Here is a 24,374-nt window from a genome sequence, read left to right as displayed (position 1 = left end):
TTCACGGGGCTGTCCCATGATCGATGTCAATAATCTGCACAAGTCGTTCAAGACCAAGACCGGTCTGGTGCAAGCCGTGCGCGGCGTGAGTTTCACCGCCCATGATGGCGAAATCACCGGCCTGCTCGGCCCGAACGGCGCCGGCAAGACCACCACGCTGCGCATGCTCTATACGTTGATGTCGCCCGACCAGGGCACGGTGACGGTCGATGGCTTCGACATCCAGAAGAATGCGACTGCGGTGCGCCAGCGCCTGGGCGTACTGCCCGACGCGCGCGGCGTGTACAAGCGCCTGACCGCACGCGAGAACATCGCCTACTTCGGCGAGCTGCACGGACTGGATGCGAAGACCATTGCGATGCGCACCGCGCGGCTGGCGGAAACGCTGGGAATGGAAGATGTCCTCGACCGTCGCACCGAAGGCTTCTCGCAGGGCCAGCGCACCAAGACCGCGATCGCGCGGGCGCTGGTGCACGATCCGAAGAACGTGATCCTCGACGAACCCACCAACGGGCTCGACGTGATGACCACCCGTGGTTTGCGCCAGTTCCTGCTGCAGCTTCGCGCCGAAGGCCGCTGCGTGATTTTCTCCAGCCACATCATGCAGGAGGTCGCTGCGCTGTGCGACCGGATCGTGGTGATCGCGGCCGGCGAAGTCAAGGCGATCGGCACGCCCGATGAATTGCGTGCGCGCGCGGGCCACGAGAATCTCGAAGACGCCTTCGTCCAGTTGATCGGCTCGGAGGAGGGCCTGCACGCATGAGCACGTCCTTGAATATCTTCATGACCGTATTGCGCAAGGAACTGCGCGATTTCGCCCGCGACCGGCGCACCTTCCTGATGGCGCTGTTGCTCGGCCCGCTGATGTATCCGCTGCTGATGCTGGGCATGGGCAAGCTGATGGAAGCGCGGATGAGCACGCAGCTGGAGAAGCCGCTGGAGATTCCGATCATCGGTGCGCAGCATGCGCCGAATCTCGTCGCGTGGTTGGCGACGCAGGACATCCGCGCCAAGCCGGCGCCGAAGGACCTGATCGCCGCGATCCGCAACCAGGACGAGGACGTGGCGCTGGTGATCGCACCCAACTTCGGCGAGGAATGGCGCGCCAGCCGGCCGGCGAAAGTGGAGATCGTCGCCGACACCACCCGCACCAATGCGGATGTGCCGATCGAACGGCTGCGCTCCGCGCTCAACGCCTACAGCGCTCAGGCCGGCGCATTGCGTCTGGTCGCGCGCGGCGTGAACCCGCTGTTGACGCAATCGGTGGCGGTGACACAGCGCGACGTGGCCACGCCCGAAGCTAAGCAGGGACGGATGATGTCGATCGTGCTGCCGTTGATCCTGGTGCTGTTCGCATTCATGGGCGGCGCGCATCTGACCATGGACGTGACCGCAGGCGAACGCGAACGGCAATCGCTGGAACCGCTGCTGGCGACGCCGGTCGCGCGTGGAACGCTGGTCAGCGGCAAGATGGCGGCAGCGTCGCTGATCGGCATCGCCAGCGTGATCCTCACCCTGCTGTCGTTCAAGCTCAGCGCAGCGCTGTCGACCAGCGCAATGGCGAGTTCGCTGGATGTCTCGTTTCTCGCCATCGGCAGGATGATGCTGGTGCTGCTGCCGCTGGTGCTGATCGGAACGGCGCTGCTGACCTTCATCGCCGCCGGCTCGAAAAGCATGAAGGAAGCGCAGAGCCACATGGTGTGGCTGATGTTGATGCCGATGCTCCCCAGCTACGCGCTGATGGCGTATCCGCTGAAGGACCAGGATCTGTGGCAGTACGCGATTCCGTTCTTGTCGCAGAACCAGATGCTGGTCAAAGCCAGCCGCGGCGAGAACGCATCGCCCGAACAATGGGCGATCTATCTGCTCTGCGCACTGGCATTGGCCGGGGTGCTGTGGCTTGCGGCGATCTGGCGCTACCGTCAGGAAAAACTCGCGATCTCTGCCTGATTCAAATCAGTCCGCTTCGAATCAGTCCGCTTCAAGCACGAAGCCGATACGCAGACAGCAAAGAGCCCGGCGCAAGCCGGGCTCTTTTCGTACTGCGATGCGGACCGAACGGATGCGCCGATGCGTGCGTTCAGGCGCCGGGTTTGAAACCGATGGTGCGCCGCGTGGTGACCGGCGAGGCCACCGGCTGGAAGCGCCAGCGTTTGACCGCAGCCAGTGCTTCGCGATCGAATGTGCGCGGCGGGTTGCCGCGGACGACGCGCGCGGCACTGACCGAGCCATCGGTCGCCACCGTGAATTCGACCAGCACTTCGCCCGATAGACCGGCGCGCTGCGCTTCCAACGGGTATTTCGGCGACGGAGTACTGATCGCGCGCAGGTCGCTGGCCGTCGCCGTCGCCGGTTGCGCCGCACGCTGGGCGGCTTCGCGTTGCGCGGCTTCGCGCTGCGCGGCTTCGCGCTCGGCAGCGGCGCGCTGTTCGGCTTCGCGCTGGGCCGCTGCCTGCTGCGCCGCTTGCTGCTGCGCCGCTGCTTGCTGCGTCGCCTGCTGTTGCGCGAGCTTTTCCGCTGCCTTGCGCTGGGTCTCTTCCTGTTCTTTCTTGCGATCCTCTTCGAGTTTGGCCAAGCGCGCCTTCTCGGTTTCGGCATCGACTTCGGTCTGCTGCTGACGCTGGGCGAACGAGTTCTGCGCATCGGCCAGCGACTGCTTCAGACGCGGCAGCGCAGGCGCGGCCTTGTCGGTTTTTTCCATCAGCGCGTACAGCCGCTGCGCTTCCGGGAAATCATCGCGGCCGATGCTCTGCTCGGTGGCGATCAGCGCATACGGCATCAGATCGGTCAAAGCGCTGGCGACGGCGGCGTCGTTCGGCTGTTTGTCGCGCAGCGCGAGGTAGTACTCCATCGCATTGTTGCCGGCCGGCGCGTACATGCGTTGTTCGAGCTGGGCAGCGCGGGCCGCTTCGCGGAGTTGATCCACGCTCATCGCCGCCACCTGGGCGGAAACGACCTGGGTCGGCACCGGGGTGGTCGTGGCTGCGGTCGTCGCCGGCTGGGTGGCCGTGTCGGGTTCGGCCTTGTCGCCACCGCACGCGGCGATCGCCAGAACCAGGGCCACCGACAGTACGGCATGGCGGAAACCGTCGCGAAGCGGACGGAAGGACGAAGAAGCGGTGTCTTGGGCAACGGACATCACGATGGTTTCCTGCTGGCTGGAGTCGATGGTCTGCAAGCACGTCTTGTGCCAGCAGCCCCCTTTATCTCGCTCACCCGCGTCCCCGGGTGCCATGCATTTACTTGCAGGTCATTACTTTCCGATACAAAAACGAGAAAAAATGTGACCGAGTAAGTCGTCCGGCGCAACCCTACCTGTGATTTCTCCCAGGGTGTCGTGGGCGAACCGCAGCGCTTCGGCGGACAGTTCCAGCATATCCCCATCCAGCGATCGCTGCGCACCCGCCAGTTCCAGCGCTGTGCGACGCAACGCCTCGACCTGCCGTACGCGCGCGCTGAATGCACCGTCCGCACCCTCCGCAGCCCCGCCCGAAAGCGTTTGCAGCGCAACAGACAGGCGGTCCAGCCCCGCGCCGGTGCGTGCAGAGACCCAGACTTCATCCTCGGCCGGAGTCGGCGGTTGGGCGAGCAGGTCGATCTTGTTGATCACCCACAGGCGTTGCGGCACCGCCGCGATCGCCTCCGCGACCGCCGCGCGGCCGGCCTCGATCTCGCGCGCATCGAGGACCACGATCGCCAGATCCGCGCGCGTCAACTCCGATGTCGCCCGGCGCATGCCTTCGCGCTCGATGGTGTCGCCGCCCGCGCGCAGCCCGGCGGTGTCGACCAGGGTCAGTTCCACCCCCTCGACGCGCACGGTTTCGCGCAGCAGGTCGCGAGTGGTGCCGGCGATCTCGCTGACGATCGCGCGGTCGCTGCCGGCCAGCGCGTTCAACAGCGAACTTTTGCCGGCATTCGGCGGCCCCACGATCACCGCATGCAGCCCATCGCGCAGCTTCTGCCCGCGCTCGGCTTCGCGCAGCAGCGCGTCGAGATCGGCCGCCGCCTGCGCCATGCCGTTGCGCAGCGCCTCGCCCCCAAGCGTGTCGAGCGGTTCATCGGCGAAATCGATCGCCGCTTCCACGTGCATCCGCAGCCGCAGCAGCGCGTCCGCGAGCGTATCCACGCGCCGCGAGAACACGCCGTCGAGCGACCGCCGCGCCGCGCGCGCCGCGCGGACATCGCCCGCCGCGATCAGATCGGCGACCGCTTCGGCCTGGGCGAGATCGAGCTTGCCGTTGAGGAAGGCGCGTTCGCTGAATTCACCGGCGCGGGCCATGCGCGCACCGAGCGCGCAGCAACGCGCGAGCAGCAGTTGCAGCACCGCAGGGCTGCCATGCGCCTGCAGTTCCACGACGTCCTCGCCGGTGTAACTCGCCGGCGCCTTGAAATACAGGGCGATCCCATCGTCGAGCGTTTCGCCGCGTTCATCGTGGAACCGCGCGTAGTGCGCGTGACGCGGCTTCAGCCCGGTCCCGCAGACGGCTTCGGCGATCGCGCGCGCGCGCGCGCCGGACATGCGCACGACACCCACGCCTCCGGCGCCTGCGGCGGTGGCGACGGCGGCGATGGTGTCCTGGGTCTGCATCGCCTGGTCAGCCATCGACCATCGCGCCCAGTCGGAAAATCGGCAGATACATCGCGATCAGACACAGCGGCAGCAGAATCACGCCCAGGCCCACTCCGATCGCCAGCGCAACGATGCCGCGCTCATTGCCTGGCGGCGTCCGTCGCGGTGTCCACGCCCAGGCGGCCAATACGATCAACGGCAGCCCGAATAACGCGTAGCGGGCTTCGACGAACAGGCGCGTCAGCAGCGGAAGTTCGGCGCCGAAATTCCGGAACACATCTTCGAATTGCGGGACGACGAGGTTCACGCCAGCCGCGATCGCGATGGCGGCGAGAAGCCCCGTGGCCAGCATCCAGCGTTCGGTGGTATTGCGCATCTTTGATCCACTCATTCACGGAAGACGACGTGTTGAGCGGATTCTGCATGAAGTCCGGATCAAGCGCTGCCGGCAAACGCGAAGCCCGCCTTGCGGCGGGCTTCGTTGCGATCCGTTTCGGTGCGACCGCAACCCGCGACTCAGGCCTTCTCGACCGTCGCCGTGGATTTGTCGCCGTACTGCCGCATCATCCACAGCTGCTGCAGCATGCCCAGCGTACCGTTGGTGACCCAGTACAGCACCAGGCCGGCCGGGAAGAACGCGAACATCACGCCGAAGATCAACGGCATCATCTGCATCATCCGCGCCTGGATCGGATCGACGCCGACCATCGGTGTCAGGCGCTGCGTGAACCACATCACCGCCATATTGATCGCCGGCAGGATGAAGAACGGGTCGCGCGCGGTGAGATCCTGGATCCACAGCATCCACGGCGCCTGGCGCAGTTCGACCGATTCGATCAGCACCCAGTACAGCGCCAGGAACACCGGCATCTGGATCAGGATCGGCAGACAGCCGCCGGCCGGATTGATCTTCTCCTTCTTGTACAGCTCCATCATCGCGGCCTGGTACTTCTGCTGATCGTCGCCGTAGCGCTCTTTCAGCTGCTGCATGCGCGGCTGGAACTTGCGCATCTTCGCCATCGACTTGTACTGCGCGGCCGACAGCGGATACAGCGCGAGCTTGAGCAGCAGCACCAGGAACATGATCGCCCACCCCCAGTTGCCGGTGATGAGGTGGAGTTTGGCCAGCAGCCAATGGATGGGTTCGGCAAGGAACGTGAAGATGCCGTAGTCGAGCGCGCGCTCGAAGCCCGGCGCCTGCTTGGCGAGCATCTCCGGCAGTTTCGGGCCGATCCACAGCGTCGCGACACTACTGGCTTGCCCACCCGGAGCGACCGTGAATTCCGGGCCCGTGGCGGTGATGCCCGACTGGTTGCCGGCTTTGACGAGCGCGAAGTTCGCTTTCTGGTCCGCCTGCGGGATCCAGCCTGCGAAGAAATAATGCTGCAGCAGCGCGATCCACCCGCCATCGGTCGTGATGTTCAGCGGGCCGTCTTCGACGAAATCGTCGTAGGCGCGCTTCTCGTATTTTTCCTTCGGTGTGTACCAGACCGCGCCGTTGTAGCTGAAGGATTCCGGATTGGTCATGCCGCGCTTGAGCACGTGCGGCACGCGCGACAGGTAACGATAGATGTGGCCGGTCCATGGCTTGGCGCCACGATTGAAGACCTCGTCGCGCACTTTCAGTGCGTATTCGCCGCGCGTCAGCGTGTAGGTGCGGCGGATGCTGACGCCGTCGGCGCCGGTCCACACGTAGCTCGCACTGATCGCTTTGGCGCCATCGGCCAGCTTGAGTTCGGTCGCGGGCTGTTCGGCGACGAAGCCGGTCTGGTGACTGGGCGCGCCCTGGGCGCTGGTCCAACCGCTCTGGGCGATATAGAAATTCTCCGCGCTGTCGTCGAACAGGCGTACCAGCGACGCGTCCGGCGCACGACTGACGTGGTATTTCAGCAGTTCGGCCCGGCGCACATTGCCGCCATCGAGGCTCAGCCGCAGCACGTCGTTGCTGAGTGTGATCCGCGGCGCCGTGGCTGGCGCGGGGCCGATCCGGGCGACGCTGGCGGGCTGGCCATCGACCGCCGGTGCCGTCGCTGTCGCCGTCGGTACAGCCGCAGGAACCGCACCGGGAACCGCAGGCGGCGGCAAGCCCTCCGGGACTGCAACCGGCGCTGCCGACGGGGCGACTTGCGTCGGCGGAGCGGTCTTTTCCTTGTTCCAGTTCATCCACAGGATGGTCGCTACCATCAGCCAGGCGAAAATCAGAAACGTGCGCATTTGGTTCATGGGGCGGACGGACTCGGCGCGCCGCAGGACACCGGCGCTTGTTCGGGAGGAGGGGAAGCGGGCGGCATTGTGCCGCTCGCGAGGGATGGGGGCAACGCGGCACGGCGCAAGGCCTGGCGAAGCGTGTGCTCGAACGCGCCAATGAGCTCAGGCCCCGATGCGCGCGCTGCAGGAGGACGTGCGACCACGACATAGGCGCCGGCGGCGAGGGTCATTCGATGGCGACGGAAATAGTCGCGGAGGACACGCTTGATCCGGTTGCGGATCACTGCGCGGGTATCGACCTTGCGCGACACCGCGAAACCGATGCGGGCAGCGCGGTCGTCTGGAAGGTAGTGCAGGGCGAGTATCGGCGTCGCAGCACGATGGCCCTTCGCGAATACGGCATCGAACTCCGGACGAGCGCGTACCCGCGCGCTGCGCGGGTAACGGGCGGTGCGTTCGACGGCGGAAAGCCCGGTCATCATGAACGATCGACGTTCATGCCGGACGCGAGTTCATGCCCGGCGCGACATGCCTGGAACATCCTTTCGGAAGCGACTGGCGCATCGGGCCGGTCGCGGAACCGAAGCGATCAGGCCGTGAGGCGCGTGCGACCTTTCGCGCGGCGGCGGGCAAGAATCTTGCGGCCGTCGGCGGTCTTCATGCGGGCACGGAAACCGTGGTCGCGCTTACGCTTGAGGTTGCTGGGCTGGTAGGTGCGCTTGGTTGCCATGGTCGGGCTCGATCGTTGCGTGTTGCGATGTGACGCGGAGACGGCGAGACCGCGCCGAAGCGCAACACCGGGACCGCAAGAACCAGCGATTATGCGGGGCCAAGGGCAGCATGGTCAAATAGAAAGAGCTTGGCTCCCAGGGCCGTGCCCGAATCGCTGTCGTCACGGGTGCGGGGGCGCCGGCGCGGTGGTAGTCTGGTCCTCTTCCCTGCGACCCGCGTGCGCCCTGCCCTCGAACCTGATACGGGCAGCCCGGCGTCAGGCTCGACCTGTTTGTGCACGTCTCAAGAAGTGTCTCTGCAAATTCCGATGGATGCCTGGCCCCGTTGTCTCGAACGTCTCGAAGCCGAACTGCCGGTGGAAGAGGTCCAGACCTGGCTGAAACCGCTGCAGGCCCGCCTGCACGACGACGGCATGGTGCTGTACGCCCCGAATGCCTTCGTGCGCGACGCAGTGCAGGCCAAATACCTGAACCGGATCAGCGAACTGCTGGGCTACTACGCCGGTAACGCCGTGGTGTCGCTGGAGATCGGTTCGGTCGCACGCCCGGCATCGATCGCCCCCAGCCCGACCCAAGTGCTGGCCGCGCGCGCACCGGTGGCCGAATTCGCCGGCAATCTCGACAACCATTACACCTTCGACAATTTTGTAGAGGGACGCAGCAACCAGCTCGGTCGTGCCGCTGCCTGGCAGGCGGCACTGAAACCCGGCGACCGCGCCCACAATCCACTGTTGCTGTATGGCGGTACCGGCCTGGGTAAGACTCATCTGATGTTCGCTGCAGGCAACCAGATGTGCCGGCAGAACCCCGGGATGCGGGTGATGTATCTGCGCAGCGAACAGTTCTTCAGCGCGATGATGAAAGCGCTGCAGGACAAGACCATGGATGCGTTCAAGCGGCTGTTCCAGCAGGTCGATGCGCTGTTGATCGACGATATCCAATTCTTCGCCGGCAAGGACCGGACCCAGGAAGAGTTCTTCCACACCTTCAACGCGCTGTTCGATGGTCGCCAGCAGATCATCCTGACCTGCGATCGCTATCCGCGCGAAGTCGAAGGCCTGGAGCCGCGGCTGAAATCGCGGCTCGCCTGGGGTCTTTCGGTCGCGATCGAGCCGCCGGACTTCGAAACCCGCGCCCAGATCGTGCTGTCGAAAGCCCGCGAGCGCGGCGTCATGATCCCCGAGGACGTGGCCTTCCTGCTCGCCAAGAAGATGCGCAGCAACGTGCGCGATCTCGAGGGCGCACTGAACACGCTGGCGGCACGCGCGAACTTCACCGGACGCAGCATCACCCCGGAATTCGCCCAGGAAACGCTGCGCGATCTATTGCGGGCACAGCAGCAGGCGATCAGCATCGCCAATATCCAGAAGGCCGTGGCAGACTACTACGGCTTGCAGATCAAGGATCTGTTGTCCAAGCGCCGGACCCGCTCGCTGGCTCGACCGCGGCAGGTGGCGATGGCCTTGGCCAAGGAGCTCACCGAACACAGCCTGCCCGAGATCGGCGATGCATTTGCGGGGCGGGACCACACCACGGTCCTGCACGCCTGCCGCCAGATCAAATCGCTCATCGAAAGCGATGGCAAACTGCACGAGGATTGGGACAAGTTGATTCGCAAGTTGAGTGAATGATCATGGTCTTTGTTAGCAGGAGGATGCGATGCCATACGGCTGTCGCAAACCCTGAGAACAGACTGGAGACAAGCTGTGGATAAGTCGGGTGCGGAATTGCACATCGAAAGTTGTCCACAGGTCGTCCCCACCCAACCCCGGTTGTTTTACAGAGGTTGGCAGTAGCAAAAAATGTTTTGGAATCATAAACTTGGATCTGTTACCCCCGGTTTTTCGCGACACCATCACCACCAGCTTTTGAGATTTATATCTCTCTTGAAAGCATGGGTTACCTGATCGCTCAACCGGCCAATGTCTTTTCTGGGGAATCAAATCACATGCGTTTCAGTCTGCAGCGCGAAGTACTCTTGAAGCCGCTGGCTCAGGTCGTCAATGTCGTCGAACGCCGGCAGACGCTCCCGGTGCTTGCCAACCTGCTGGCCAGGGTCGAAGGCGAACTGTTGTCCCTGACCGGTACTGATCTGGAAGTGGAGATGGTTGCCCGCACCAAGGTCGACGATGCCGAGGCCGGTGAAACCACGATCCCGGCGCGAAAACTGTTCGAGATCGTCCGTGCACTACCCGACGGCAGCAAGGTCACGATCACCCAGGTCGGCGACAAGGTCACGGTCTCCGCAGGGCGCAGCCGCTTCACGCTGGCCAGTCTCCCGGCCAACGATTTCCCGGCACTGGACGAGGTCGATGCGACCGAACGTGTCCGCGTCGGCGAAGCCAGCCTGAAAGAATTGATCGAGCGCACCGCGTTCGCGATGGCGCAGCAGGACGTGCGTTACTACCTCAACGGTTTGCTGTTCGATCTGCGCGACAAGGCCTTGCGCTGCGTCGCGACCGATGGCCACCGGCTTGCGCTGTGCGAAGCCGTGCTGGAAGAGACCGTACAGACCAAGCGCCAGATCATCGTGCCGCGCAAGGGTGTCCTCGAACTGCAGCGCCTGCTCGAAGGCGGCGACCGCGAACTCGAAATGGAAATGGGTCGTAGCCATATCCGGGTCAAGCGCGACGATGTCACCTTCACCAGCAAGCTGATCGACGGTCGTTTTCCGGATTACGAAGCGGTGATTCCGATCGGTGCCGACCGCGAAGTGAAGGTCGACCGCGAAGCGTTTCGCGCTTCGCTGCAGCGCGCGGCCATCCTGTCGAACGAAAAGTATCGCGGCGTCCGTATCGAAGTATCGCCCGGCCAGCTCAAGATCAACGCCCACAATCCCGAACAGGAAGAAGCCCAGGAAGAGATCGAGGCCGACACCCGCGTCGACAGCCTGGTCATCGGCTTCAACGTGAATTATCTGCTCGATGCCCTGTCCGCCCTGCGCGACGAGCACGTGGTGATCCAACTGCGCGACTCCAACTCGTCGGCGCTGGTTCGCGAAGCCAGCAGTGAGAAGTGCAGGCATGTGGTGATGCCGCTCCGACTCTGACGATCAGGCGCTGATGGTCAATCTCCCGTTCCACGTGGAACACATGAAGCATGCTCACGATCGCCCGGTTATTGCCGGGCGTATTCGTTTGTGCCGGTTCGGCAGGTCGCAGCGCCTGTGCGCCTGACCCGGTTGCAGGTAAGTGCGGTCCGCCGATTGGTGGATGTTGGCCTGCGACCGGCGCCGGGCATCAACCTGATCACCGGTGACAATGGCGCCGGCAAAACCAGTCTCCTGGAAGGTCTGCACCTGCTGGCCTACGGTCGCAGCTTCCGGGGGCGCGTCCGCGATGGCCTGATCCGGACCGGTTCCGATGCGGTCGAAGTCTTTGCGGAGTGGCGCGAAGACGCCAGTGGGCGCACGCGCCGGGCGGGTTTGCGTCATTCGGGCCAGCGCTGGGAGGGGCGTCTGGATGGCGAATCCGTTTCGCAGCTGGGTGAATTGTGCGCCGCATTGGCGGTCGTGACCTTTGAACCCGGCAGCCATGCCTTGGTGACCGGAGGTGGAGAGCCCAGAAGACGCCTGGTCGATTGGGGTCTGTTCCACGTGGAACAGGCGAATCCGGTCGCCGCAGGTGATGCGTGTGGCTTTTTGACCCTGTGGCGTCGCTATGCCCGGGCATTGAAGCAGCGAAACGCCTTGCTCAAGGCTCGCGTCCGCGACAGTCAGCTGGAAGCGTGGGATCACGAGCTTGCGGAGACAGGGGAACCACTGACCCGCCGAAGGCAGGATTATCTCGAGACTCTCGAGCCGCTCCTTCAGGCGATGGCGACCGAACTTGCGCCATCACTGGGTTTGCCGCAGCTGACATTCCTGCCCGGCTGGGCACGCGACAACCTGTCGTTGGCGGATGCATTGCTGGTGGCTCGCGATCGGGATATCGCGAACGGTTTCACTTCGGTGGGCCCGCACCGCGCCGACTGGCGCATCGACTATGCCGCGCTGCCCGGGCGTGAGACGCTTTCGCGCGGACAGGCCAAATTGAGCGCCTTGGCGATCCTGCTGGCCCAGGCCGAGCAGCATGCTGCGGCGTCTGGCGAATGGCCGGTGGTGGCGCTCGATGACCTCGCGTCCGAACTGGACCGCAGCCACCAGCGTCGGGTGCTCGAACGGTTGGAGGCTTCCGGCGCTCAAGTCTTCATCACCGGGACAGAAGCCCCGGCAGCGTTGTCCATGCTGAAGGGTGGCGTTGAGGTGTTTCACGTGGAACAAGGCAATCTGATGCTCTAATTTTGATAAGTGGTTGTTTTGATTGTTTTTATGATCAGGATGCAGATCGGAGCCGGATGGACTCAACGGCCAGCAAGCTTGTGCAGCGGCCGGCCGGGTGATGGACATCGAAAACCGATGCTGGATATGCGCGCCCGGAAAAATGATCTGGCTGGATGTGCCTGCCAGCGCGAAACCATTGAAGCGACGAATCGCGAAGATGGGAAGGTCGCTCCGCTGGCGCAGGCGCTGAAATACGTCGTGCGGGATTTTCAAGCCAACGCGTCGAGCTGGCGTTGCGGGATCCGCCACTGCCGCGGCCCTGGCAGCACCGGCCCAACGGGCCGCAGAGCAGGCGCGCTGAACGGACGGATGCGTCCCCGGTCATCCCGTCTGCGGGGGAATTCGCGGCTGGATCGCCTGTGTCCCGTGTGGGGGCTATAATCACGCCTCAAACCCTATAGCTAATGTATCGCGTGCCCCCGGCGCGCGAGGCATGGCTTTGCAAGCACAGCAGCCGAAGAACGTATGACCGAAGACACCCAGCAGCCCAGCCCCAACAACACCTACGACTCCACCAAGATCACCGTGCTGCGTGGCCTCGAAGCCGTTCGCAAGCGGCCGGGCATGTACATCGGCGATGTGCACGATGGCACCGGCCTGCACCACATGGTGTTCGAAGTCGTCGACAACGCGATCGACGAAGCGTTGGCGGGCCATGCCGATGATGTCTTCGTCACGATCCACGAAGACGGTTCGGTCTCGGTGTCGGACAACGGCCGCGGCATTCCGGTCGACATCCACAAGGAAGAGGGCGTGTCGGCGGCGGAAGTGATCATGACCGTGCTGCATGCCGGCGGCAAATTCGACGACAACAGTTACAAGGTGTCAGGTGGCCTGCATGGCGTGGGCGTGTCGGTGGTCAACGCGCTGTCCGAGCGTCTGTGGCTGGAAGTCTGGCGCGACGGCTATCACTACGAACAGCAATACGCGCTGGGCGAACCGCAGTATCCGCTCAAGCAGCTCGAAGCTTCGAACAAGCGCGGCACGCTGCTGCGCTTCAAACCGGCGGTGGATATTTTCACCGACGTCGAATTCCATTACGACATCCTCGCCAAGCGCCTGCGCGAACTGTCGTTCCTGAATTCCGGCGTCAAGATCACGCTGACCGACGAGCGCAGGGACGATCGCGCAGGGCATACCCACGAAGGGCCGCGCCATGATGTGTTCCAGTACGAAGGCGGCATCCGTTCGTTCGTCGAACATCTGGCGCAGCTGAAGACGCCGCTGCATCAGAACGTGATTTCGGTCAGCGGCGAAATGAACGGCATCGTGGTCGACGTGGCCCTGCAATGGACCGACGCTTACCAGGAAACGATGTTCTGCTTCACCAACAACATTCCGCAGAAAGACGGCGGAACGCATCTGATCGGCTTCCGAGCCGCGCTCACGCGCACGCTGACGAACTACATCGAGCAGAACGGGATCGCCAAACAGGCCAAGGTTTCGTTCACCGGCGACGACATGCGCGAAGGCCTGATCGCGGTGCTGTCGGTGAAGGTGCCGGATCCGAGTTTCTCGTCGCAGACCAAGGAAAAACTGGTCAGCTCCGAAGTCAGGCCGGTGGTCGAGAGCACCTTCGGCGCGCGCCTGGAGGAATTCCTGCAGGAACACCCCAACGAAGCCCGCGCGATCACCGGCAAGATCGTCGATGCCGCCCGTGCCCGCGAAGCCGCGCGCAAGGCGCGCGACCTCACCCGCCGCAAGGGCGCGCTGGATATCGCCGGCCTGCCCGGCAAGCTCGCCGACTGCCAGGAAAAGGATCCGGCGTTGTCCGAACTGTTCATCGTCGAGGGCGATTCGGCGGGCGGCTCGGCGAAGCAGGGCCGCAACCGCAAGAACCAGGCGGTACTGCCGCTCAGAGGCAAAATCCTCAACGTCGAACGCGCACGCTTCGACCGCATGTTGGCGTCGGCGGAAGTCGGCACCTTGATCACCGCACTGGGCACCGGCATCGGCAAGGACGAATACAACGCCGACAAGCTGCGCTATCACCGCATCATCATCATGACCGACGCCGACGTCGACGGCTCGCATATCCGCACGCTGCTGTTGACGTTCTTCTACCGGCAGATGCCGGAGCTGATCGAGCGCGGCCACATCTATATCGGACTGCCGCCGCTGTACAAGATCAAGCAGGGCAAGAACGAGCTGTACCTGAAGGACGATGCCGCGCTCGACGCCTACCTCGCCAACAACGCGGTCGAGAACGCCGGCCTGGTTCCGGCCGAAGGCGAACGCGCGATCGAAGGCGCGAATCTGGAGAAGTTGTTGCTGGCCTATGCCGGCGCGCGCGATGCGATCGCCCGCAACGCCTACCGCTACGATCCGGCGCTGCTGGAAGCGTTGATCGATTTCACGCCGTTGGATGCCGCCTCGCTCGCCCGCAACACCGACGAGCGCTCCGAGCTCGACGCGCTGGAAGCGCGGCTCAACCGCACCGGTCTTGGCCGTCCGCGTTATCGCGTCAACGTACAGGCCGCGAACGATGCCCAGCCGGGCGCGCTGCTCGTGACCCGCACCCACATGGGCGAATCGCAGGTCCAGGTCTTGCCGCTGCCGAGTTTCGAGCACGGCGAACTGCGTCCGCTGCGCGATGCCGCGGCACTGCTGCACGGTCTGCTGCGCGAAGGCGCGAAGATCGTGCGCGGCAATCGCGAGGAACCCGTCGCCAGCTTCGCCCAGGCCCATGCCTGGTTGCTGGAGGAAGCGAAGAAAGGCCGCCAGATCCAGCGCTTCAAGGGCCTCGGCGAAATGAACCCGGAACAGCTCTGGGAAACAACGGTGAACCCCGACAGCCGCCGCCTGCTGCAGGTGCGGATCGAAGACGCGGTCGCCGCCGACCAGATCTTCAGCACGCTGATGGGTGATGTGGTGGAACCGCGGCGCATTTTCATCGAGGACAACGCGCTGAAGGTGGCGAACCTCGACGTTTGATGCGGTGCGGCTCCAGGCCGGAGCACAAATTGCCCGGGTGCCTGCTGCCGAGGCGGCGGCCCGGGTCGAAAAACCCGGAGAACGGCTTTCGAGCGACCGGGCGGGCATGGATAATCGGACCGCCGACCCGACGGGTGCTGTGTGCCCAGCGTCATGGGGCCGCGCAATTGACGAAACTTTAATCCCCGTCGGATTACAACATCCACCCCGCTGACCGGAGCCGCCGCGATGACCGACCGACAGATCACGCCTCCCGTCCGCGTTGTCGCGCTGGGTGTCGCCTGCACGCTGCTGCTGGGCGCCTGCGCCACCACCACATCGTCCACCGGCCGCAAGCAGTACGTCGGCGCGGTATCGCAGCAACAGCTCAACCAGTTGGGCGCGCAGGCCTTCGATCAGGTCAAGGGCGAGAAGCCGCTGACCCAGGATGGCAAGCAATCGGCCTATGTGCGCTGCGTCGTCGACGCCATCGTCCGCGAGTTGCCGCCGCAGTGGCAGCAGGGCGGATGGGAAGAAGCGGTGTTCGTGGACAAGAGTCCCAACGCATTCGCGCTGCCGGGCGGCAAGGTCGGCGTATACACCGGTATTTTCGATGTCGCGCGCAACCAGGATCAGCTCGCGGCCGTGATCGGCCACGAAATCGGCCATGTGATCGACAATCACCACAACGAGCGCATCACCCGGCAGATGGGTGCCGCCGGTGCGGTCCAGCTGCTCGGTGCGCTTGCCGGCGCCAAGTACGGCGAGAGCGGCTCGAATATCGCCACGCAGGGCGGCAGCATCCTTGCCCAGGGCGGCTTCCTGCTCCCGGGCACCCGCGAGCAGGAAACCGAAGCCGACGTGGTCGGCCAGCGGCTGATGGCACAGGCCGGTTTCGACCCGCGCCAAGCGGTCGACCTGTGGCAGAACATGCTGACCGCCAGCGGCAGCCGTCCGCCGGAATGGCTCTCCACCCACCCCGATCCCAAATCCCGCATCGGCGAGCTGCGCAAACGCGCCGATGCGCTGATGCCGACCTACGAACAATCCCGCACCGCCGGCCGCAAGCCGAAATGCGGTTGACCCGTTCTTTGCTTGCCTTGCAATGGGGTGTCCGCATCCGCCGCCCCGCTGCGAACGTGTCCAATCGAACCCCGCTTTACCGATTCCGCCGTTTCCAACGTCACTTCGACCCGAGAATCTCCATGACCGCTTCCGCTTTCCGTGTCCTTCCCAGAACCGCTCTCAATGCCGCCATCGCGCTGCTGATCGGCAGTGCCTTCGCCGGCGGCGCCATCGCGCAGGACGGTGAAGTGGGCGACGAATACGACGACAAGCCGAAATCGACCAGCATGACCGGTAGCGCCTCGGCTGCGGCGGAACGTGCGCGCCAGCGCAAGGCCGAAGCGGCGAACAAAGCCAATACCCAGCCGCCGCAGTATCCGCAGGCCACGCGCACCGAGCCGGCCAAGCAACCGGTGTCCGGAAAGGATGCGAAAACCGCGAACGCGATCCAGGCCGATTACGACGCCAAGAAGTACGCCGAAGTGATGAGCAAGGTGGATGCCTTCACCGCAGCCGGCTCGACCAACGCCTACCTGCAGAGCTATCTCTACCAGCTCGCCGCCAGCGCCGCGACTTCGATGGACGACAACGCCAAAGGCGCCGAATATTTCAAGAAGACCCTCGATGCGAACGGCCTCGACAACAACGGCCATTACATGATCATGTTCAACTACGCGATCACGCTCAATCAATTGGACCGGTATGCGGATGCGCTGGCTGCGATCGATCGTTTCCTGACCGAAACCAAGAGCGAAAAGAAAGAGGCGATCGCGCTGAAGGCCTATCTCCTCAGCCAGTTGGACCGTCCTGCCGAAGGCGCCGCGCTCTACGAAAAGGTCCTGGCGGCCACCCCTGACGACCGCTCGGTGCTCATGAACGCCGTCGCCCTGTATCAACAGGCCGACGATTTCGAAAAGGCCAACGCGCTGCTTGAAAATGCCCGAAAACAGGGCCTGCTGGTCGATGGCAACGAATACCGCGCGTTGTTCGTCGGTTACATCAACGCCGAGAAGTACGCGCAAGCGCAGGCGGTCCTGGAGGAGGGCGTGGCCAAAGGCGCGATCAAGCCATCGCAGACACTGGCCAACGATTACTCGATCATCGCCCAGAGCTATTACGCCGACGACAAGGTGCCGCAGACGATCGATTTCTATTCGCGTGCAGCCAAGGTCGCGACCGATGGCGAAGCGTCGTTGAATCTGGCCAAGGTGCTGCGCAACGAAAATCGTCTGGGCGAGGCCAAGGCCGCAGCGCGCGAAGCGCTGGCCAAGGGCGTGAAAAAGCCAAAGGACGCCAACGACATTCTGGCCTTGCCTGGCGGAAAGTGAGCCAAGGCTTGCCAATTCCTTTCAGAGTCGGCTTCTCTGGACTCGGGGTGTTGGTAAGTCCGGCCGCGATTGGTATAAGCTTACAGATTCCCGCGACTGGCTCTCATATGGGAGGCATTTGCGGTTCGACCATTCCGGGGTATGGTGGTTTGGGGTCGGGTTCATCTTCATGGATAGATCGCGAACGCGACACCGAGTCTGTACCACGAGTCCGCTAAACCGAGCCTGCTGCGCATGACCCAACACTTGCCGACACACGACAAGCGCGACCGCGAAGAATCCGGCCTGAACTGGTCGAGGATCTCCGCTATCAGCTTCGCCATTGCGCTGCATATCGCGGCGCTCATGTTGTTGCTGGTCCCGGTGACTCCGCCGGGCGCCGAGCAGGAAGAAGAACAGAACACCAGCGTCGTCATCATCGAGCCGCCACCACCGCCGCCGCCGCCACCGCCGCCGCCGCCGGAGCCGCCGAAAGAAATCAAACTCACGCCGCAGGAAACACCGCGGCCGGTGATCGAGCCGCCGCCGGAAGAGCCGCCGCCGGTCACCTTCGACGAACCGTCTCCGGTCGACACCCCGGCGCCGCCGCCGGCCCGCCGGCCCCGCCCGCGCCCCCGGCGCCGACCGGCCCACCGCGCAACAACAGCGACCTTCGCGGCAGCATCTGCGTCCGCCCGCCGGATGGTCAGCTCGCCGCCGCGATTTCGCGCGCGGGCCGTGGCGCCAAGATGCGAATCAAGATCAACTACGAAGCAGACGGTCGCGTGACCGACGCCTCCATCGAAGTCGGCAGCCGCGACCGCGATCTCGATCGCGCCGCGCTGACGTGGGCCAAGAAAGTGAAGCTCTGCCCGGGTGCGGCAGGCGTCGGCATCCTGCCGCTCGACCTGACGCTCCCTGATTGACCCGAACCGTAATCCGCGAACCGTAATCCGATTGACCCGTTAGTTCTGAGCCGTTGAATCGTTCCTTCCACACACAAGAAAGGTAAGCGTCATGCTGCAGGAAACCACCGCCGCCGCAACCGGGGGCAACAGCGCCGCCGCTCTGAAGCAGATGGGTGTCGACCATCTGGTTGCAGAGATGATGTCCCACCCTGGCGACTATGTCGTCCAGCTCGCAGTTGCCGCCACCCTGGTCATCATGTCCGCGATGTCCTGGTACTGGATCGTGGTCAACTTCATCAAGAACATCAATCTCCGCCGTCGCGGCGATTCGGTGACCAGTACGTTCTGGGAAACCCCGAACGCGCAGGACTCCATCCGCTTCATGGAAGAGCAGCCCAAGAGCGAACCGTTCTCGAAGATCGCGCTCGACGCCGCCCAGGCCGCCGCGCATCACCAGCGCCATGAAGGCTCGCGTCTGGTCGAGTCCCTGAACCGCTCCGAGTTCGTCGACCGCGCCCTGCGCCAGGCCGTCACCCGCGAATCGATGGGCCTCGAAGGCGGCCTCACCGTCCTCGCCACCGTCGGTTCGACCGCGCCGTTCGTCGGTCTGCTCGGTACCGTGTGGGGCATCTACGGCGCGCTGATCAAGATCGGTGCGACCGGCCAGGCCTCGATCGACGCCGTCGCCGGCCCGGTCGGTGAAGCGCTGATCATGACCGCCGTCGGTCTGTTCGTCGCCATCCCGGCGGTGCTCGCGTACAACTTCTTCGTGCGCAGCAATCGCATCACCAACAACAAGTTCGACACCTTCGCGCACGATCTGCACGACTTCTTCGCAACCGGCGCGCGCGTCGGCGAAGTCGGCGGCAAGCGCTGATCCACGCGACGATCGAACCCTCGACGGAGTACAGCCATGTCCTTCAGTACCGGTAACGACAGCGGCGGCCCGATGTCCGAGATCAACGTCACGCCCCTCGTGGACGTGATGTTGGTGCTGCTGATCATCTTCATGATCACGGCACCGCTGATGTCGCACAAAACGAAGGTCGAGCTGCCACAGGCGACCCTCGACAACACTGAAGCCAATGTTCCGCCTGCGCCGCCGATCACGGTCGCCGTCACCGAGGAAGGCCGTTACTTCCTCAACGACGAACCGATGACCCGCGAACTGCTGGAAAGCCGGCTCTCGGTCGAAGCCCAGAAAGTCCCACAGCCGGCGGTCAACATCCGCGGCGACAAGACCACCCGTTACCGTTTCGTCAACGACGTGGTCAACATCGCCCAGGCCCAGGGCATGCGCAAGGTCGGTTTCGTCGCCACCCGCGAACGCAACTGACGCCCACACAGCGAGAACAGACGCATGGCATTCGCATCCAACTCCGGTGGCGGCCCGATGGCCGACATGAACGTCACGCCCCTCGTGGACGTGATGTTGGTGTTGCTGATCATCTTCATGGTGACCGCGCCGATCCTGTCCTACCCGATCGATATCGATCTGCCGCAGCGGACCAACAATCCGCCGGAGAATCCGAAGGAACCGCCGGAGCCGATCAAGCTCCGTATCGATGCCTCCGGTACGGTCTACTGGAACAACAGTCCGACCCCGGTGAACGCCCTGCGCAGCATGATGAGCAGCGAAATCGAACGCGATCCCAGCAACCAGCCCACCCTCGAAATCGACATGAACGAGGATGCGCAGTACGAAATTCTCGCGAAAGTATTGGCATCCGCCAAGAATGCCGATATGAAGAAGATCGGCTTCGTGAAGAAGTAAACCGCTACACCGGCCGGTGGCGGACCTGCAGCCCGCCGCCGACCTGTAAACCGCTTGCCTCAATTCCGACGCCGCCCCAACCGGGCGGCGTTTTTTTGTCTGGCGCGGGGGGCTTGCCGTTTGGGTGGGCGCGCGAGTAACGTGGAACCGCACTCAACCGAGAGGAGCAGGCCCATGGCATTCGCACAAGCGGAATCCCGGCAGGACGCCATTTCGGCAATGAACATCACCCCGCTGGTCGACGTGATGTTGGTGATGCTGGTGATCTTCATGGTCACCGCCCCCGTGTTCAGTCAGGCGATTCCGCTGCCGCTTGGTGGCAAGCCGCCGCTGACAACGCAAACACCGCCGCCGCCGATCGAACTGCGGATCGACGCCGCTGGCGAAGTCTTCCTGGCGGGTCAGCCGGTGCCGGTTTCGGCGCTGTCTTCGATGTTCTCGGCGGAAATCGAACGCGGCGGAACGCAGTTGCCGTCGCTGAAGATCGATGCCAGTGGCGACGCCGACTACCAGGTCATCGCCAGGGTGCTGGCCACCGCGCAGAACGCGGGTCTGGGCAGCATCAGTTTCAAGCGGTAATCGATATCGCAAGTCGCGGGCGGCGGTATGCCGCTCGCGACAAGGATCAGCGGCCGTCGATGACGGCGAGATAGCGTTTCACGGTCGCATCGAGCCCCGCATACAGCGCTTCGCTGATCAGTGCGTGACCGATCGAGACTTCAAGTACGCCGGGCACATCGCGCAGGAACCGGCCGAGATTCGCTTCGCTCAGATCGTGCCCGGCGTTGACGCCGAGCCCATGCGCCGCCGCCGCGTGCGCGGTCATCGCAAACGCGTCCAGCTGTGATGCGGGCGCACCGGCGGCGAACGCTTCGGCATACGGGCCGGTGTACAGTTCGATGCGATCTGCGCCGCTGGCTGCGGCTGCCGCGATATCGGCGCCGGCATCCACGAACAGGCTGACGCGGCAGCCGAGTGCTTTCAGGCCAGCGACCTGCACGCGCAACGCGTCGAGGTCGTGGACGAAATCGAAGCCGTGGTCCGATGTGAGTTGGCCATCGCCATCGGGAACGAGCGTTGCCTGTGCGGGACGGACTTCCGCACACAATGCGTGGAAGCCCGGATATCCCGCGCGCGGCGGTGCGAACGGATTGCCCTCGAGATTGAATTCGACGCCGTAACGTCGAGTCAGGTCAGCGAGTGCATGGACATCGTCGGACCGGATATGGCGCGCATCGGGCCGTGGGTGCACGGTGATGCCATGTGCGCCGGCATCCAGGCAGACGCGCGCGGCGGTCACCACATCGGGATCGTGGCCGCCGCGAGAATTGCGCAGCACGGCGATCTTGTTGACGTTGACGCTGAGAACGGTCAAAGCGGCGAGGGGATGGATGCGTGAGCCGATCAGGGCTGCGCGGTGTCGCCAGTGCCGGGCGCCTGTGTACCGGCGGCGGCTTCCGCGCGCTTGGCTTCGGCCTGTTCTCGCAGCCGACGCAGTTCCTGGGGATCGATCAGCATGGTTTCGCTGCGGGCGCTGTTGCCGACGCGCTGCGCCAGCAGGCCCATGATCGCGAAGACGCTCAGCCCCAGGGACGCCAGTACGCAGAGGATCACCATGGCCATCGAAGTGGCGCTGAGCGCGACCAGGAACAGTCCGACAGCGATGAGAAGAAGGAGCCAAGGCATGGGTCGCGTCCTTACCGGAAAGGGTGCCGGGGGAATGGGGGACGGGCGTCAGTCTACTCCGGAGCCGCATCGCGCCGACAGGCCGCCGGCCGGCCGGGCCCTGCCGTCCGTCGCCGCTGCTGCGGCGCGGCCTACAGCAAGGGGGACATCAGCCGCGCAAGGGCTTCCGGCAGGCGGGTGGCGAACAGTGGCCGCCGACGATCGGCGCGGACCCGCGGCGCGTTGGCGAACTCGCCCCCGATCAACGTCGCGATGCGCTCGCCGAGGTCGCGATCCTGGAACAACACCGACACTTCGAAGTTCAGGCGGAAACTGCGATGGTCGAAATTCGCGCTGCCCACGATCACCGATGCGTCGTCCACCAGCAGCGCCTTGGTGTGCAGCATCCGCGGCCCGTACTCGTAGATCTTCACGCCAGCGGCAAGCAGGTCGTCGTAGTAAGAACGCGCGGCCAGCGTGACCAGTCGCGAATCGCTCATTCGCGGCACGACGAGGCGTACGTCGAGGCCGCCGAGCGCCGCCGATGTCAGCGCCATCATCGCCGCTTCGCCAGGCACGAAGTAGGGCGTGACCAGCCACACGCGCTCGCGTGCGCCGTGGATCAGGCTCACGTGCAGACGATGGATCGCTTCCCATGACGAGTCCGGGCCCGAGGTCAGCACCTGCGCCGAGATCGCGCCGGGCACAGCCTCCGGCAACGTGCGCGCGATATCGGAAATGAAATCGCGCTGGCCGGTGACGTAGACCCAATCCTCGGCGAACACCAGCTGCAGCGCGCGCACCGTGTCGCCTTCGATACGCAGATGCAGATCGCGGTAGGCGTCGCTGCGCAGGCGTTCGTTCTCGTCGTCGGTGATGTTGATGCCGCCGGTGTAGGCGACGCGGTTGTCGATCACCACGATCTTGCGGTGCGTGCGCATGTTCAGCCATGGCCGCGACCAGAATTTCCAGAACCGCGTCGGATGGAACCACGCGAGTTCGGCGCCGGCAGCGATCAGCGGTGCGAGAAATCCGCGCGAACACTTGCCGGAGCCGATCGCGTCCAGCAGCAGGCGCACGCGCACGCCGCGCCCGGCGCAGGCCACGAGCGCATCGCGCAGCGCGGTACCGCTGCGATCCGGCGTGAAGATGTAGTACTCCAGATGCACATGATGCCGCGCGCAAGCAATATCCGCGATCAGCGCGTCGTACTTCGCCGCACCGTCGACCAGCAGACGCACGTCGCGCGCGGTGCTGGGGGCGAGTCCTGTCGAGGCCTGCGCAAGCTTCGCGAGTTCCTGGGCGTCGGGCGAACAGGCGGCGCTGCACAGCGCGTTGCCGAGCGCATCGCCTTCCAGTCGGCTGCGCGCGCGCCGCAGGCGCTGACGCTGGATCTTCTGCGGTCCGAGCAGGTGATAGATCGCGAAACCGACGTACGGCAGCAGCGCCAGACCGAGCAACCAGCTCAGCGTCGCCACCGGTTCGCGTTTCTGCAGCACGATCCAGCCGCCGAGCAGAATCAGATACGTCAGCCAGACGACGAGCAGCACGGGGCCGATCTTCGACCCGATCACCGGGATTTGGTGCAGCCAGTCCCACAGCCAACCCCAGATTTCGAACATGCGGGAGAACTCCGTCGCAGCGATTGCGACTTGCGCGCGCTAGCCTACTCCGATGGCACAGGGCGGCAAAGTCGACGACGCGACCCACAACCTGCTGCGCAGCGGGCCGATGAAAGGCCGTGGCGCGGCGTCGTTCGTGCGCGGACGCTTCGAGAAGACCGTCGCCGAAGCCGAAGACGACGGTTGGGGCTCGGTCTATGCCGGCGACGAAGACGGCGCGGATCCGTTGCCCAGACAGCTGCGCACCGAAGTCACCGAAGAACGCGCGCGCAGCATCGTCAGCCGCAACCAGTCGCCCGACATTCCCTTCAGTCAATCGCTGAATCCTTACCGGGGCTGCGAGCATGGCTGCGTCTACTGCTTCGCGCGGCCTTCACATGCGTATCTCGATCTGTCGCCGGGCCTCGATTTCGAAACGAAGCTGTACGCGAAAACCAATGCCCCCGAAATGCTGCGCAAGGAATTCGCGCGCAAAGGTTATCGCTGTTCGCCGATTTCGCTCGGCATCAACACCGATGCCTACCAGCCGATCGAACGCCGCTACCGCATCACCCGGCAACTGCTGGAAGTGTTCGCCGAATGCCGGCACCCGGTCAGTCTGATCACCAAGAGCGCATTGATCCAGCGCGACATCGATCTGCTCGCACCGATGGCACGACAGGGCCTGGTGACGGTGTATGTCTCGATCACTTCTCTCGACAATCAGCTCTCATCGAAACTCGAACCCCGCGCCGCCGCGCCGCATACGCGCCTGAAGACGGTGCAGGCGCTGCATGAGGCAGGCATCCCGGTCGGCACGATGGTGGCGCCGATCATTCCGATGATCACCGACCGTGAGATCGAACACATCCTCGAAGCCGCCTACGCGCATGGCGCCCGCGCCGCCGGCTATGTCCTGCTGCGGTTGCCGCACGAATTGAAGGAAGTCTGGCGCGAATGGCTGGCGCTGCATTACCCGGAACGCGCCGCGCACGTGATGAGCCTCGTGCAGCAGATGCGTGGCGGCAAGGACTACGACAGCGCCTATGGCACCCGCATGCGCGGCGAAGGGCCATTCGCCGATCTCATCGCGATGCGTTTTGCAAAAGCGTACAAGCGGATCGGGTTCGGGCGGTTGCCGCCATTGGAGTGTTCAAGGTTTCTGCCGCCGGTGGCGGAGAAGCCTGATTCGCCGCAGGGCAAATTGTTTTAGAAGAGCGCCCCGCACCCTCGTTCGCGGCGCTCGCTCTTCCCTCTCCCCGCTTTGCGGGGAGAGGGTGGCCGAAGGTCGGGTGAGGGGCGCTTTGGCTG

The 24,374-nt window shown here is 64.3% G+C and carries 24 protein-coding genes; 15 read left to right on the top strand and 9 right to left on the bottom strand.

The window, feature by feature from the left end; all coding sequences use genetic code 11:
* Positions 1-16 precede the first annotated feature (16 nt).
* Together HOP03_07745 and HOP03_07740 are read left to right on the top strand one after the other, a co-directional pair.
* The gene (locus HOP03_07745) at positions 17-763 is read left to right on the top strand and encodes an ATP-binding cassette domain-containing protein (GenBank protein NOT88059.1); all 747 of its coding nucleotides are present in this window, start codon (positions 17-19) and stop codon (positions 761-763) included.
* Positions 760-1,950, top strand: coding sequence for an ABC transporter permease (locus tag HOP03_07740; GenBank protein ID NOT88058.1), 1,191 nt, complete (start codon positions 760-762; stop codon positions 1,948-1,950). Before HOP03_07745 ends, HOP03_07740 begins: the two co-directional genes overlap by 4 nt.
* A 130-nt stretch (positions 1,951-2,080) precedes the next feature.
* Here the strand turns inward: HOP03_07740 and HOP03_07735 are convergent, their stop codons facing one another.
* The 6 genes from HOP03_07735 to rpmH all read right to left on the bottom strand — a co-directional run bounded on the left by HOP03_07735 (position 2,081) and on the right by rpmH (position 7,508).
* Positions 2,081-3,139, bottom strand: coding sequence for an energy transducer TonB (locus HOP03_07735; GenBank protein NOT88057.1), 1,059 nt, complete (start codon positions 3,137-3,139; stop codon positions 2,081-2,083).
* Between the two features lie 114 nt (positions 3,140-3,253).
* A complete protein-coding gene (mnmE, locus tag HOP03_07730) occupies positions 3,254-4,588 on the bottom strand; it encodes a tRNA uridine-5-carboxymethylaminomethyl(34) synthesis GTPase MnmE (protein NOT88056.1) in 1,335 nt (444 codons plus the stop codon).
* 7 nt (positions 4,589-4,595) lie between these two features.
* A complete protein-coding gene (locus HOP03_07725; protein NOT88055.1) occupies positions 4,596-4,946 on the bottom strand; it encodes a hypothetical protein in 351 nt (116 codons plus the stop codon).
* A gap of 140 nt (positions 4,947-5,086) precedes the next feature.
* Positions 5,087-6,793, bottom strand: coding sequence for a membrane protein insertase YidC (gene yidC, locus HOP03_07720; protein ID NOT88054.1), 1,707 nt, complete (start codon positions 6,791-6,793; stop codon positions 5,087-5,089).
* Positions 6,790-7,257: a ribonuclease P protein component gene (rnpA, locus tag HOP03_07715; GenBank protein ID NOT88053.1), complete on the bottom strand. Its 468-nt coding sequence runs from the start codon at positions 7,255-7,257 to the stop codon at positions 6,790-6,792. Before rnpA ends, yidC begins: the two co-directional genes overlap by 4 nt.
* Positions 7,258-7,367: 110 nt before the next feature.
* Entirely contained in the window at positions 7,368-7,508 is a 141-nt protein-coding gene (rpmH, locus tag HOP03_07710) for a 50S ribosomal protein L34 (protein ID NOT88052.1), read from the bottom strand.
* A 309-nt stretch (positions 7,509-7,817) separates the two neighbouring features.
* On the opposite strand from rpmH, the gene dnaA reads away from it, so the two are divergent.
* The 12 genes from dnaA to HOP03_07650 all read left to right on the top strand — a co-directional run bounded on the left by dnaA (position 7,818) and on the right by HOP03_07650 (position 20,376).
* A complete protein-coding gene (dnaA, locus tag HOP03_07705; protein ID NOT88051.1) occupies positions 7,818-9,140 on the top strand; it encodes a chromosomal replication initiator protein DnaA in 1,323 nt (440 codons plus the stop codon).
* Between the two features lie 317 nt (positions 9,141-9,457).
* Complete coding sequence (gene dnaN / locus HOP03_07700) at positions 9,458-10,558, top strand: DNA polymerase III subunit beta (GenBank protein ID NOT88050.1); 1,101 nt, start codon at positions 9,458-9,460, stop codon at positions 10,556-10,558.
* Between the two features lie 117 nt (positions 10,559-10,675).
* On the top strand, positions 10,676-11,788 hold the full coding sequence (gene recF / locus HOP03_07695) for a DNA replication/repair protein RecF (GenBank protein ID NOT88049.1): 1,113 nt from the start codon (positions 10,676-10,678) through the stop codon (positions 11,786-11,788).
* 507 nt (positions 11,789-12,295) lie between these two features.
* On the top strand, positions 12,296-14,764 hold the full coding sequence (gyrB, locus tag HOP03_07690; GenBank protein NOT88048.1) for a DNA topoisomerase (ATP-hydrolyzing) subunit B: 2,469 nt from the start codon (positions 12,296-12,298) through the stop codon (positions 14,762-14,764).
* Positions 14,765-14,992: 228 nt separating this feature from the next.
* Positions 14,993-15,826 (top strand): M48 family metallopeptidase, encoded by an 834-nt coding sequence (locus tag HOP03_07685; GenBank protein ID NOT88047.1) that lies wholly within the window; start codon positions 14,993-14,995, stop codon positions 15,824-15,826.
* 122 nt (positions 15,827-15,948) lie between these two features.
* A complete protein-coding gene (locus HOP03_07680) occupies positions 15,949-17,136 on the top strand; it encodes a hypothetical protein (GenBank protein NOT88046.1) in 1,188 nt (395 codons plus the stop codon).
* A 246-nt stretch (positions 17,137-17,382) separates the two neighbouring features.
* On the top strand, positions 17,383-17,904 hold the full coding sequence (locus HOP03_07675; GenBank protein ID NOT88045.1) for an energy transducer TonB: 522 nt from the start codon (positions 17,383-17,385) through the stop codon (positions 17,902-17,904).
* Positions 17,865-18,041 carry an energy transducer TonB gene (locus HOP03_07670; GenBank protein NOT88044.1) on the top strand — a complete coding sequence of 59 codons (177 nt, stop codon included), beginning with the start codon at positions 17,865-17,867 and terminating at the stop codon, positions 18,039-18,041. Before HOP03_07675 ends, HOP03_07670 begins: the two co-directional genes overlap by 40 nt.
* Positions 18,042-18,132: 91 nt before the next feature.
* The gene (locus HOP03_07665) at positions 18,133-18,900 is read left to right on the top strand and encodes a MotA/TolQ/ExbB proton channel family protein (GenBank protein NOT88043.1); all 768 of its coding nucleotides are present in this window, start codon (positions 18,133-18,135) and stop codon (positions 18,898-18,900) included.
* 36 nt (positions 18,901-18,936) lie between these two features.
* Complete coding sequence (locus HOP03_07660) at positions 18,937-19,359, top strand: biopolymer transporter ExbD (GenBank protein ID NOT88042.1); 423 nt, start codon at positions 18,937-18,939, stop codon at positions 19,357-19,359.
* 24 nt (positions 19,360-19,383) lie between these two features.
* A complete protein-coding gene (locus HOP03_07655) occupies positions 19,384-19,797 on the top strand; it encodes a biopolymer transporter ExbD (GenBank protein ID NOT88041.1) in 414 nt (137 codons plus the stop codon).
* 210 nt (positions 19,798-20,007) lie between these two features.
* Positions 20,008-20,376 (top strand): biopolymer transporter ExbD, encoded by a 369-nt coding sequence (locus tag HOP03_07650; GenBank protein ID NOT88040.1) that lies wholly within the window; start codon positions 20,008-20,010, stop codon positions 20,374-20,376.
* A gap of 46 nt (positions 20,377-20,422) precedes the next feature.
* Here the strand turns inward: HOP03_07650 and HOP03_07645 are convergent, their stop codons facing one another.
* The 3 genes from HOP03_07645 to cls all read right to left on the bottom strand — a co-directional run bounded on the left by HOP03_07645 (position 20,423) and on the right by cls (position 23,084).
* Positions 20,423-21,172, bottom strand: coding sequence for a pyridoxine 5'-phosphate synthase (locus HOP03_07645; protein ID NOT88039.1), 750 nt, complete (start codon positions 21,170-21,172; stop codon positions 20,423-20,425).
* A 29-nt stretch (positions 21,173-21,201) separates the two neighbouring features.
* Complete coding sequence (locus HOP03_07640) at positions 21,202-21,483, bottom strand: hypothetical protein (GenBank protein ID NOT88038.1); 282 nt, start codon at positions 21,481-21,483, stop codon at positions 21,202-21,204.
* Positions 21,484-21,614: 131 nt separating this feature from the next.
* On the bottom strand, positions 21,615-23,084 hold the full coding sequence (gene cls / locus HOP03_07635; protein ID NOT88037.1) for a cardiolipin synthase: 1,470 nt from the start codon (positions 23,082-23,084) through the stop codon (positions 21,615-21,617).
* A 52-nt stretch (positions 23,085-23,136) separates the two neighbouring features.
* On the opposite strand from cls, the gene HOP03_07630 reads away from it, so the two are divergent.
* Complete coding sequence (locus HOP03_07630; GenBank protein NOT88036.1) at positions 23,137-24,276, top strand: PA0069 family radical SAM protein; 1,140 nt, start codon at positions 23,137-23,139, stop codon at positions 24,274-24,276.
* The last annotated feature ends 98 nt before the right edge of the window (positions 24,277-24,374 follow it).

It is taken from the genome of Lysobacter sp. (assembly GCA_013141175.1).
GTDB lineage: Bacteria > Pseudomonadota > Gammaproteobacteria > Xanthomonadales > Xanthomonadaceae > Lysobacter_I.
Note: the sequence above shows the minus strand (reverse complement) of the source record. Positions and strands in the feature narration are given on the sequence as shown.